Here is a 12124-nt window from a genome sequence, read left to right on the forward strand (position 1 = left end):
CTTTTGGTAGGGTAAGCGCCGGTATTACCGCTACCAGCGCTACCGCCCCCTCGGGGTGGCAAGGAGAAATTGGGTCCGACCGATCCGGGCGAAAAACAATTCGGCAGCGTCAGGTCAACTTTTTCTGATGCCTCAAACCCCGTCGAACCAGGAGCCGTCGATGCGCACGCGCTCCACCATCTCCGTCGCAACGCCGAGTCCGTTCTCCTTGAGAAGTTCGCACAGTCGGTCGCCGTCGATAAGGTCGATGGCGATGGCACCATCTCGGGTCGCCTCATCGGAGGCAGCCGGCGTGTAGTGGCCCGTGGTGATGAACAGGCCCTTATCGGCACGCCGTTGGAGTGCCCCGCGGAAGTCGCGGATCTCTTTCGCGCCGACGCCACCTTTCCAGCGCTTGCACTGAAAGTAGACCTGGAACGAGACGAGGTTCACGCGAAGGACACCGAGCCCATCGATACCGCCGTCGCCGGTCTTGCCGCGGACCTCGACCTTGGTGAAGCCGGCCTCGCGCAGAAGGCGCTGAGACAGGCGCTCAAAAGCGCTCGGGTCCATGGCGCCCAGGACCGACAGCAGTGCTGTCTTCCAGTCCTCTTCATCCACCGGGCCGGCGTCTGCGTCCGTGATTGCGACCCCTGCGCCGCCGGGCACATCCTCTGCCGCTTCCTTGGCCTTGCGCTTCTGCCGCGCCTTTTCGCGCTCTTCTGCCTGAACCAGTTCCACGATGGCAGCGACAGGCCCGCGGTTATGGATCACGCTCCCCGCCTCGGTGATCGCCCACACGCCGCGGGCCGAATTCTCGACCCCTCCGCCACGCCGCAGGTAGGTGCGCGCCCAGGCGAGGTAGTAGTTCACCTTCAGACGCTGCTCGTTATTCGGCATCGTGATGGCCTGCTCGGCCTCGCTGACGCACTCCATCTCGATGACGGTCTCGTCGATCTCCTGGATGCTGCCTGAGCCGCCGAGCTGTCGCAGCGCGTCGAGCATGGCGATCATCATGCCGGCCAGGTCAGGCAAGCCTTCGGGCTCGATGATGAAGCGGCGGTCAGATGGCATAGCGGCCCTCGTCGGTCATCTCTGCCATACCCAGACCCGCGAGCGTTTCCAGCAAAGGCTCTACGGACTTGGCGCGGCCGCGCAGGAAGGTGCGGGCGACGGTTTCGGCATCGGCCTCGCCGAGATCCTCCAGCGCCTCGCGGACGGCGGCGATCTGGTCGGGGAGCGATTTGGGCCAGGGGGCCTTGCCCGACTTGGCGCCGGCGGCGATCTCGAGCTTGCCCTGCTTGGCCTCGGCTGCGCGACCCTCGGGGTTCTGGTAGTCGGGGCGAAGCCAGCGGACATGGCCTCGAGCCTCTTCTTCGGCGCGCTCGTGATTGAGGGCGACGAGGTTCATCAAGATGTCGTTCTCGGAGAGGCCCTCGGGCCAGCCATAGGCTTCGGCCACGGCGCTATCGATGCGGTCGTGGATGTCCTTGAGCAAGCCCACCAGCCCGTCCTCGTAGACCTGCTTGTCGCGGCCCTCGATCCCCTCGCCGGCACGGAGCTTTTCAAGGGTGTTATACATCTGGGTCAAGGTCAGCTTCGGGTGCTGCGCCTGCCGCTCCTTACGGTGCGCGTCGAGTTCCTCGCCCATTTGGCGGAGGGTGGTGCGTTGGGATGGGGTGAGGTCGGGGAAGGGGAATTTGTTGAAGCAATCAGTATGATTGTAAGTCGGGTCATTTCCCGCTCCGAGCCAGCCACCCGCAGCGAGCGAGAACAAAGCGTGTGGCCGGCTTGAGAGCATCGCCAACCACTCGCCTGTTTCCAACCCTAAAACGACAATTTTACTCTCAGCAATTGTTGTCGCGGGCAGGAATGAGAAAACCCTGTGCTTTGCCGTTCGAGTGGTTCCAATTACCCGTGATAAACCTGAGGTCATGTTGCGCAAGTCCTCATGGGTCCGACCATACCACCACCAGTGCTCTTTGCGCCATGGCTCCCGATTTGTTTCCCTTTCAGGTTTAACCAAATCGATGACATGTTGGAGTGCCGCGGGAAATTTACTGCGAGCTTCTGATTGTGAAAATGGATAAAAATCTATTGCCCAAAACCCACGCGGAGATTGAGCCAAGTCTCTTCCGTTCATATAGGGGCGGATCACTAACTTAGCGTCTTCAAGATTTTCCGATGAAAAGCGAAGTGCTTCTTCTTTCGAGATAATAAATCCTGCCCCATGTAATTTCATACCCATAGCAGCGAGACCTTTATTTGCAGATAGCGAAGATGAGGCTGCCACATCGGCCCCAATCCGCAGATTTGCAAAAATGCGACCCAACTCGGTCTTCAGCTCGACCTGCCGACCCTCGGCCTCGTTCCGCTCACCGTTCTCGGACACCACCGTCACCAGCCTCCCCGGCCGGCTCCCCGCCCCCGCCACCGTCATCCCAATGCGCACCGCCGCGCCGTCCACCGTGTCCACCCAAGGGTGGTCCGGAATGGCAAAGAGCAGCGACAGGGGGTGCTTGGCATCGCCCAGATGCGGCTCCAGCACCCGGCGGTTGAAGGTCTGGCGCAGGGAGTTGGTGGTGATGAGGCCGAAGCGGCGCAGGCCGGATTTCGGATCGCGGGCCTTCAGCGCGGCCTTCTCCCACCAGAACATCACCAAGTCGGCACTGCCCGGCATCTTTGGGTAGGCCTGCCACAGCGCTTCGACATAGCCGTCTCCAAGCGCCTCGCGCATCCGGCTGACGCCGATGAACGGCGGGTTGCCGACGATGAAGGTCGCCTCGGGCCACTGTGCCGGACGCGGGTCCGCGTAGTCGTAGATCTGCACCCGGGCCGAAGGGTCCGGCACCTCCTCTCCGGTCGCCGGGTGGCGCATGGTGGTCGTGCCGTCCCAGCGGGTCACCGGCACTCCATACTCGTCCTGCCGGGGCGTGCGGTCCGACCACGTGAGCACGGCGTCGCGATGCTCGATGTTCTTGAAGTCGCGCAGGATCGGCTCGGACGGGGCGGCCTTGCCATGCGTGCGGTAATGCCATTGCAGGTAGCCGATCCACAGCACCAGCTCGGCCACGTTGGCGGCCCAGGGGTTCAACTCGATCCCCAGGAACTGGTGCGGATCGACGGTGTGGCCCGCGAGACTGAAGGAGGCCTGGGTCTGGCCCAGCTCCTCCATGGTTGCGGTCACTTCGCCCTCGAGCCGCTTCATCAGCTCGAGCGCGACATATAGGAAATTTCCACTGCCACATGCCGGGTCGAGCACCGTGACCTCGCAGAGCTTGCGATGGAAGTCCTGCACCGCTTTCAAGGCCTCCGCATCCTTGCCCTGGCTGCGCAGAAGGTCGGCCGTGGCCTGAACCGCCTCCCAGTCCCGGCGCAGGGGCTGGATGATGGTGGGCATCACCAGCCGCTCGACATAGGCGCGCGGGGTGTAATGGGCACCCAGCTTGTGGCGGCTCTTCTTGTCGAGGGCACGTTCCAGCAAAGTGCCGAAGATCGCGGGCTCCACCTGTTTCCAGTCGGCCTCGGCCGCCTCGATCAGCAGGCTCAGCTGGACCTCGTTCAACGGCAGCGCGCTGGCTTCGCGGAAGAGACCTCCGTTGAAGCGAAGGAGCTTGGCCATCAGGACCGGGGAATTGCCGCCGGTGTTCATCGTCTCCCAGAGTGACTGGAGCACTGGCGCGGCCATCTCGGGCTTGCCCCGCAGCTCGCGCAACTTGTCGCGAAAGGAATCCTTGGGCAGCAGCTCCACATCCTCGGCGAACATGGTGAAGAGGCAGCGCATGAGGAAGCGGGCCACAGCCTCGCCGTCATGGCCCTGACCTTCAAAGCTGCGACCGAGCTGTGCGAGGTGGTCGGCGATCTCGCGTGTGACCCGGGCGGCGGTGCGCGAGGGGTCGAGCGACTGGGGGTTCGTCCAGATGGCGTGGAGCCGGTCGCGCACGGCCTCGTCGCGCAGATCCTCGAGCGTGATGCGGAAGCGGTTGCCGTCCGGGAATTGGGTGTAGCCCTGCCCCTGGCCGGAAAAGTCAGCGTAGACCTCGATGACATGGCCCACATCGACGATCAGCAGGAAGGGCGGCCAGCCGTCCTCCTTGGAGATGGCACGCGCGTAGCTGTCAGCCTGGTTGCGGGCACGAAGCATCGTATCCTCGAAAGCGCGCGTGCCCCGACGCCCATGACCGAGCTGGGTCTGCGGTGCATCCTGTGGCGAGAGAAGACTGAGCTGCTCGGCCTCGGCCTTTGGGCCGGCCCCTTGTTTGGCCTCCATGACGAAACAGCTACGTCGATAGAGATCGATCCGCCGGCTACGTCGCTTTCCTGTATGGGTCTCGGTGACGGGGCGCTCGAACCTGTAGTCATTCGTTTGCCCGTCACTTTGCGCGGGTTTCGGACGTTCAACCTCGAGTAATGCACAGAGGTCATGTGCGAAACTTTGAAAATTGGCAATCTCACTCCCGCTGGACGCGCTCCAGCGGGTAATAAATTCGTCGATGTGCAAAATCTACTTCTCCCTGTTGATGGGGAGAATGCACTTGGGAATTGTGTTCGACAACCACTTCGTAAAGCCCGGCTCTATGGGGCTTTTCAATCTCTTGGCTTTTGCGTTGCTCCGGCCGGGTGCGGCGGCTGGGGCTTTGGGTGGGGGTGGGGTCTTTGCCGGCGGGGCTCCGCCCCTCCGCCGGCGCCTCCGGCAAGGCAGAGCCCCCCTGTTGCGGGCACGGACCAGTCTCAACATGCGGAGCCGAGGCTGGCTCGGTTGTGTCCACGATCTCACCTGCTTTCAATCTGCGGTAATAAGTGGTGCGCGAGATGCCGAGGTTCACCCAAGGCTGCCGCGCCTCCCGGCTGTTTTCCTCGAGCCAGGTTTCGCGCGACATCGCGCCGGCAGTCCGGCGACGCTGGCGTTCTCGCTCCGCTTTCCTTCGCGCACGCTCGCATGTCGGCATGATCTGCTCGAGGCCGAGCGTTCGTGTTTCCGCGGCTGTCACCCCAAGCAAGTCGGCGATCGTGGCACCAGCATAATGATATCGTCCGTCGGAGAGGGATGCTCCGTTCTTGGGGAAGGCAGCATGCCGGGCGGCGATCCTTGCGACGCCAGACACTTCGGATGGGGACAGGCCAGGGGTGGCCGCGGCGGCCATCGCCTGAACACGGTCCGGTATCTCTGCGGTGCCGAACGTGTGGGAGAGGCAGGTTGCGTAAAGATGCAGCCAAGTGTTCCGGGCACCAACGGGCACTCTTCCGCCCCATGAGATGCGCAGGCGATCAAGGTCCCGCATGATGGCCGCGAAACGCGCCGCCACGGGCAGGCCGCCGGAATGCTTTCGCGCCCCGCGCTGCTTCCGGCGCGCCTTCCGGTGCTTCAACTCCTCCCGTGTCGGGCGGCCGGCGGCCATATAGATCTCGTCGGCCAGCTGATCGAAGTCGTAGCGCTCCAGGGTGCCGTCGATGATCGACGCGATCTTTTCGCTTTTGCTGTTGAGCGAACCGGGCAGCCGTGTGATGCGTGCGGCATCGCGGCAGGCGGGATCGGCTCCGAGGGAGCGGAACAGCTCAATTAGCACGTTCTGCGCCGCCTGCCACCGCGGCAGGGCTTTGGACGGCAGGGGCTTGATCAGCCAGATGGCCGCCAGGCCACGCCCCGTGAAAAGAAGCACGGTCGGGGGCGGCAGCTTCAAGGACAGGCAATGCATCGTCACGTCGAGCGACCACGCCCCCACGGACCTGCTGGTGCCGCGTGGCAGGCGGTCAATATCGAGATCCAGGAATAGGCCGTTCAGAGCAGCAAGCTGGTTTACCGTTCGAGGGCCATGGAAGCGATGGAGGCTGATGTAGCCGTCACCATCCAGGAAATTGTTGGCCAACACTGGCGCGGTGGTCAGGGTGTAGGTTCTGGAATGTGCACGTCCGGTCGCATCCTTCGCCATGAGGGTCGCTTTGCCGATCGCATCTTCCGGATGCAGCAGTCGGACATAGGCTTCGGTGGTGAGGATCGGCGCTGCGGAGGCCGTCTCAAAGTGTGCTTGATCGAAGTGTCTCATTGCGAGGAACTGGTGCTGAATGCACCCTCCTCAAAACCGGGTCTCCGTCTCACTTGCGCGGGCCGAGACTCGAGGACTATCGGGCCGAAAGCCTCCCGGTGCCTGGAGCACTGGCCCGGCGTCAATCAATGGAGTTCAGCCATTTACCCTGTCAGGCACAAGAAATTAACCAACGAGGTTGACAGATGCGGCGATACACTACATATTGTGCTTCGAACCACCAGGAGACCAACCATGACCACAGATATCGGGAAGGAGCTGCGGAAGCTAAGAATTGATCGAGATGAACGCCTCTACGATATGTCACGTCGCCTTGAGAAGTCGTCGGCCTTCATCTCCGCAGTCGAGCGCGGTTCCAAGAGTCCGCCTTCAGGCTTTGAAGAGCTTGTCATCGCCGCATACCAGCTCGCAGGCGATGCAGCTAATGCCCTGCGCCGGGCCGCAGACCGGTCGCGGAAGGCATTCACAATCGAGGCGCAGACGCCGTTGGAGCGCGATGCCGCTGGGCTGATGGCTCGACGGATGAGTTCCAAGATGGACGCCCTGTCTCCGGACGAACTGGAGAAGATACTCGCCATCCTCCGCAAGGGAGACAGAGATTGATGGGTGACATGTCCGATTTCAGGGCTCCTGCTATGAGCTGGGCGCAGGTGGACGCCGCTGCTGACAGTGTCCGGAACAGCTTCCGGCTTGAGGAGGTGCCCTACTTTCCAGTAGTCGACGTCGTCGAAAAGCTGCTCGCCAACCGGTTTGAGGAGATTAGCTTCGATATCTGCACGCATGCAGAAATGGATGGCGCTGAAGGGCTGACGTGTCCCAGGGGGCGGTTCATCCGCATCCGCGAGGACGTGTATGATGAGGCCTGCACCGGCGGTGTTCGCGCCCGGTTCACGTTTGCCCATGAACTGGGCCACCTCCTCCTCCACACCGATGCCGACAAGCCGCTGGCGCGCGCGATGTCGAACGAGCAGCTCAAGCCGTATCGGTCTGCCGAAAAACAAGCCAACCGGTTTGCCAGCACGCTCTTGATGCCGGGTCGCCACATTACGGTCCTCGACAGCGCAGAGGACCTGATGGAGCGTTTCGGCGTCTCCCGGCCCGCCGCCAGCTACCGCCTTGACGATCTTACAAAGAGGGGGTGGCTCTAACGAAAGAAGGCTCAGGTTGGCACCCGAGCCTCCTCACAGATTTCTTCATCGTGCATCAGGGGCTTGACGATGCAGAGCCTCCCAGACGCGCAAATCAGTCTCCTACGCAGGACTGCTCATAGCGCAATCTGGGCACAAAGGCAAGATACGCCCCGAAGTGGAGAGTGTAATGACCAAGCGTCACACACCCCCTCCGCCGGGCTACCGGTATGTTTTCCGCCCTTGGCGGACATGCCCGAAGACCGGCACCCGGCTTTACGCGAAAGCGTTTGGCCTGCGGGCGTGGCCTATTCTGATCCCGGAATAGCACCCGACCCAGATCAACGGGGGGCGCGATGAGCGCGCCTCCCGCCCTCAATGCACTATCGAAAGCAGAACAAATGAAATCGAAATCATTCAAAGTTGGCCGCAGCGCGAAGACCGGACGGTTCACCACGGTCAAGAAGGCTACTGAGCGCAAATCGACCCACGTAGTCGAGACCATCAAGAAAAGGTGAACCCCACCGAGTTGATCGTGCCCCGCGGCGGCGTTCGCGGGGCACGACGACTTGCAATGTTCAACAATCACAAAGATCCCCCCAAGGGGTAGCGGACGTGCCTACGCTCGCAGCTCATTGCCGTGGCGCAGAAGGATATTTCCGGGTGCGACCTCCCAAACATTGACTACCCATGGTATCCGGCACCGCTTTTGGATCGCGTTGCCATTCAACTGCATTGCCCGTGGTGCCTAAGCCGCTTCCTTCATGATGCGAGCAAGCTCGCTGTCGATGTTCGTGTTAGCCGCGATCTGACGCTCGAGTTCGAGCACAATGGGGACGAACTTCTTTCCATCTGGTCGGGCCTGCACGATCCGGATCATAGCCATCCGGGCTGCCTGTAGCTTTTCGTCGGATATGTTCATGTTTTTCTCCATCCATTGCGATGGAAGGGAGATCGGTCCGACCAGGCTTGGCCGGAAATCTCGCCCAGAACCGGACGGCCGGATGGTTCCATCGGTAGCGGATCATGAATGTGGGGCAGTCTGTGGGGCAGTTTTCGGGAAAAACACCCGCAAAAACGCAAAAAACCCAGCATTGCTGGGTTTTTGAGCTTGACTTTGGTGCCCAGGAGAGGACTCGAACCTCCACACCGTTGCCAGTACTAGCACCTGAAGCTAGCGCGTCTACCATTCCGCCACCTGGGCAGGTGTCGTGAGGGGTGCTCTAATCCCGCAGGGCGGAGGTGTCAATTGGAATTCCGTCAATTCATGCAACTTGTTTGTGCAGGTTCGTTCAGCAGGTTTTTCGACGGCTGGCGCGGCATTTGCTGTATCGTAACCCCGCTTGTGGGCGGAATTGCGGCTTGTTCCTAGTCGGGCCGAGATGTATCTGTGAACGCAAGTTTTCTGCGCGGGAGTATGATCATGTCTAAGCTTGTCACAATTTTTGGCGGCTCGGGGTTTGTCGGGCGTTATATTACGCGTCGCATGGCCAAGGCAGGATGGCGTGTTCGCGTAGCTGTACGGCGCCCGAACGAGGCGTTGTTCGTACGCACCTACGGCACTGTGGGTCAGGTTGAACCAATTTTCTGCAACATACGCGATGATGCTTCGGTCGCCGCCGCGTTAAATGGGGCGGATGCGGTCGTGAACTGCGTGGGTATTCTGACCGAGGCCGGAAAGAACACCTTTGACGAGGTGCAGTCCGAAGGGGCCGAGAGAATTGCGCGCCTTGCTGCCTTGGAAGGCATTTCGACGATGGTGCACATGTCTGCCATTGGTGCCGACCCGGAAGCGGACAGTAAATATTCGCATACCAAAGCCCTGGGCGAGGCGGGCGTTGCAAAGCACATGCCGGGTGCGGTCATCTTGCGCCCTTCGATTATCTTTGGTCCCGAAGATCAGTTTTTCAATCGGTTTGCAGGTATGGTGCGTACCAGCCCGGTAATACCCCTTGTCCGGGCGAATACATTATTTCAACCGGTCTATGTCGATGATGTGGCCCAAGCTGCGGCGCAAGCCGTTCTTCAGAACGCCCCGGGCGGTGTGTACGAGCTGGGCGGTCCCGAGGTGGCGAGCTTTCGCGCGTTGATCGGGCGGATGCTCGAGGTCATTCACCGACGGCGTCTGGTTTTGGCGTTGCCGACGTTTGCGGGTCGCGTGATGGCATTTGGATTTGATATGATGCAAGCCGCGTCTTTTGGGCTGATCAAGAATTCCATGCTTACGCGGGATCAGGTTGACAGCCTTTCTCGCGACAACGTGGTCGCCAAGGACGCACGCGGTTTTTCGGCCTTTGGTATCGTTCCCAAGTCGATGGCGTCGGTATTGCCCGGCTATCTGTGGCGGTTTCGTCCATCGGGCCAGTATGACGACATCAAGAACTCTGCTAAAAACCTGCGGACCTGAGCCGGGCAGTAGACTGGCGTACAATGCCCGGCCGGGTCTCGGGGTGTGCTAGGCCTTAGCTATAGGCGTAGATTAGCAGTATTATGCCCAGGATAACCCTATAGATCACATAGGGTGTAAAGCTGACGCTGCGCAGCAGTCGCATCATGAGTGTCAGGGCCACAAGGGCTGCAACAAAGGCGAACGCCGCCGCAATCGACGCGTCCTGCGCCAGTTGCCAGTCCGCTTGGCCAATCACATCCAGCGAGAGCAGGGCACCCGATGCCAGGATCGTCGGGATCGACATCAGCATGGAAAGGGTCGCGGCACTGGTGCGGTCATACCCGAGCTTGCGCGCCGCCGTAATCGTGATGCCGGAGCGCGAGGTACCGGGTATCAAGGCTATGGTTTGGGCCAGTCCCATCCATATCGCATCCCTGAGGTTCCAGTCATTGGTGCGCAGCTTCTCTTGGCCGGTCTTGTCGGCCCAATACAGAACGATACCAAATATCAACATGGTCCAGCCAATCACGGCAACGGACCGGAGCGCTTCCTCAATGCCCAGGACCTTGAACAATAATCCCGCCACCAAAACGGGAATTGTTGCGATGATCAAAAGCAACGCTGTACGCGCGCCATTGGTATCGACCTTACCACGGGCCAGCCGCCCCAGGCCTATTGTCGCTTCAAGCACTTCGGCACGGAAATATATGACCACGGCAAGCAATGTGCCGACATGGACCGCGACATCGATGGCTAGCCCTTGGTCCGGCCCGCCTGTCAATGTGGGCAGCAATATCAAGTGGCCCGAAGATGAGATTGGCAGAAATTCAGTCAAGCCTTGAATGATGGCGACGAGCAAAAGTTGAAACAGGGTCATAACCTAGGTGCCTTTTCCACACATGATAGGAATCGGAGGTATAGACCCCTCAGGTTGATTGCAAAGAGCATAATTAGGTCCGGATCGGATATAATTTTGTGGGATAAGGATCAGTATTTTATCCTCAACTGCGAATAAAACGATATATAGGTCAGCATTTATGACTTTTTATGGCGGTCAGACTTGTATATAGCGGCCTGAGAAAGTTTATCTGACGGAGTGTTCGATCATGGCGAAGCAGCCTATGCTGAAGTTTACAACGATTTCGCGGGATATGCCTGAGAAGCGCATGCCGAATCTGCGTCGCGAGGACTTTAGGGAAATCTATGCTGAATACGCCGATGAAAAGGCGAAAGAGCAGTCAAGCAGGTGCAGCCAATGCGGCGTTCCCTATTGCCAGACTCATTGTCCACTACACAACAACATTCCCGACTGGTTGCGCCTGACCGCCGAAGGGCGTCTGAAAGAGGCGTACGAGGTTAGTCAGGCCACCAACACATTCCCGGAGATCTGCGGACGTATCTGCCCCCAAGACCGTCTTTGCGAAGGTAACTGCGTGATTGAACAGTCCGGCCACGGGACCGTGACCATTGGATCGGTGGAGAAATACATCACCGACACTGCGTGGGAAAATGGATGGGTCCAGGCGATCAAACCACATACAGAGCGGGCGGAATCCGTTGGCATTATCGGTGCCGGGCCCGGCGGTCTGGCGGCGGCCGACGTCTTGCGACGCGCTGGCGTGCAAGTCACTATCTATGACCGCTACGACCGGGCTGGCGGATTGTTGACGTATGGCATTCCGGGGTTCAAGCTGGAAAAAGACATCGTGATGCGCCGCAATGATCAGCTGGCCGAAGGCGGCGTCACGTTCGAACTGAACTGCGATGTGGGCGTGGATATCAGCTTTGCCGACATTCGGGCCAAGCATGACGCTGTCATTATCGCAACCGGCGTTTACAAGACTCGCGATATCCAGGCCCCCGGCGTCGGCGGTGTCGGCCTGGAGCGAGCCATTGATTTTCTGACAGTCAGCAACCGGAAAAGCTTTGATGACGATGTAGAAGAGTTCGAGTCCGGTCGTTTGAATGCCCACGGCAAGAGAGTCGTGGTTATTGGCGGCGGCGATACGGCGATGGATTGCGTGCGCACGTCGATCCGTCAGGGCGCAACGTCGGTAAAATGCTTGTACCGGCGTGACCGGGCCAACATGCCCGGCAGCCAGCGCGAAGTCCAAAATGCCGAAGAAGAAGGCGTGGTATTCGAATGGCTGTCTGCCCCCAAAGGGTTTGTCGGTGATCCGGTCACTGGTGTGATGGTCCAAAAGATGCGACTTGGCGCGCCGGATGTTTCGGGGCGACAGGCACCCGAGCTGATTGAAGGGTCGGATTACATCGAAGAGGCTGATCTGGTCATCATGGCGCTTGGGTTTGAACCTGAGGATCTACCAACCATGTGGAACACGCCCGAGCTGCCGGTAAACCGCTGGGGCACGATCAAAGCTGATTACATCACGGGTGCGACCGACCTGGACGGCGTCTATGCCGTCGGCGACATCGTGCGCGGGGCGTCTTTGGTCGTCTGGGCCATCAAAGATGGACGCGACTGCGCGCAGGCAATTCTTGAGAAGATGGGAACGGCCAGCGCGATCGCTGCTGAATAAGCTTCTGCTTCTGACCAACTTATTATCGCGCCATGGCGCGCCCGA

Annotated in this window: 10 protein-coding genes and 1 tRNA gene; 5 read left to right on the forward strand and 6 right to left on the reverse strand. The window is 60.2% G+C overall.

Features of this window, described 5'->3' with window-relative positions:
• Positions 1-132 precede the first annotated feature (132 nt).
• The 3 genes from AC13DE_RS14390 to AC13DE_RS14400 are packed head-to-tail and all read right to left on the reverse strand — an operon-like array spanning position 133 to position 6023.
• A complete protein-coding gene (locus AC13DE_RS14390; protein WP_483048219.1) occupies positions 133-1053 on the reverse strand; it encodes a restriction endonuclease in 921 nt (306 codons plus the stop codon).
• Positions 1043-4480 carry a class I SAM-dependent DNA methyltransferase gene (locus tag AC13DE_RS14395; protein WP_483048220.1) on the reverse strand — a complete coding sequence of 1146 codons (3438 nt, stop codon included), beginning with the start codon at positions 4478-4480 and terminating at the stop codon, positions 1043-1045. The genes AC13DE_RS14390 and AC13DE_RS14395 overlap by 11 nt, the downstream gene beginning before the upstream one ends.
• Positions 4431-6023 (reverse strand): hypothetical protein, encoded by a 1593-nt coding sequence (locus AC13DE_RS14400; protein WP_483048221.1) that lies wholly within the window; start codon positions 6021-6023, stop codon positions 4431-4433. Before AC13DE_RS14400 ends, AC13DE_RS14395 begins: the two co-directional genes overlap by 50 nt.
• 234 nt (positions 6024-6257) lie before the next feature.
• On the opposite strand from AC13DE_RS14400, the gene AC13DE_RS14405 reads away from it, so the two are divergent.
• From AC13DE_RS14405 to AC13DE_RS14415, 3 genes are all read left to right on the forward strand, one after another.
• Entirely contained in the window at positions 6258-6626 is a 369-nt protein-coding gene (locus AC13DE_RS14405) for a hypothetical protein (RefSeq protein ID WP_483048222.1), read from the forward strand.
• Positions 6626-7171 carry an ImmA/IrrE family metallo-endopeptidase gene (locus tag AC13DE_RS14410; protein WP_483048223.1) on the forward strand — a complete coding sequence of 182 codons (546 nt, stop codon included), beginning with the start codon at positions 6626-6628 and terminating at the stop codon, positions 7169-7171. The genes AC13DE_RS14405 and AC13DE_RS14410 overlap by 1 nt, the downstream gene beginning before the upstream one ends.
• A 335-nt stretch (positions 7172-7506) precedes the next feature.
• Positions 7507-7668, forward strand: coding sequence for a hypothetical protein (locus AC13DE_RS14415; RefSeq protein WP_483048224.1), 162 nt, complete (start codon positions 7507-7509; stop codon positions 7666-7668).
• A 230-nt stretch (positions 7669-7898) separates the two neighbouring features.
• On the opposite strand, the gene AC13DE_RS14420 is transcribed toward AC13DE_RS14415, so the two are convergent.
• Positions 7899-8072, reverse strand: coding sequence for a hypothetical protein (locus tag AC13DE_RS14420; RefSeq protein WP_483048225.1), 174 nt, complete (start codon positions 8070-8072; stop codon positions 7899-7901).
• Positions 8073-8268: 196 nt separating this feature from the next.
• Positions 8269-8354, reverse strand: a tRNA-Leu gene (locus AC13DE_RS14425).
• A gap of 219 nt (positions 8355-8573) precedes the next feature.
• Between AC13DE_RS14425 and AC13DE_RS14430 the strand changes: the two genes are divergently transcribed.
• Positions 8574-9557 carry a complex I NDUFA9 subunit family protein gene (locus AC13DE_RS14430; RefSeq protein WP_483048226.1) on the forward strand — a complete coding sequence of 328 codons (984 nt, stop codon included), beginning with the start codon at positions 8574-8576 and terminating at the stop codon, positions 9555-9557.
• 55 nt (positions 9558-9612) lie between these two features.
• On the opposite strand, the gene AC13DE_RS14435 is transcribed toward AC13DE_RS14430, so the two are convergent.
• Positions 9613-10416: an undecaprenyl-diphosphate phosphatase gene (locus AC13DE_RS14435; protein ID WP_446296043.1), complete on the reverse strand. Its 804-nt coding sequence runs from the start codon at positions 10414-10416 to the stop codon at positions 9613-9615.
• Positions 10417-10645: 229 nt separating this feature from the next.
• On the opposite strand from AC13DE_RS14435, the gene AC13DE_RS14440 reads away from it, so the two are divergent.
• Positions 10646-12079: an NAD(P)-dependent oxidoreductase gene (locus AC13DE_RS14440; protein WP_483048227.1), complete on the forward strand. Its 1434-nt coding sequence runs from the start codon at positions 10646-10648 to the stop codon at positions 12077-12079.
• Positions 12080-12124 lie beyond the last annotated feature (45 nt).

The sequence above is a fragment of the Sulfitobacter sp. L-8 genome (genome assembly GCF_056859255.1).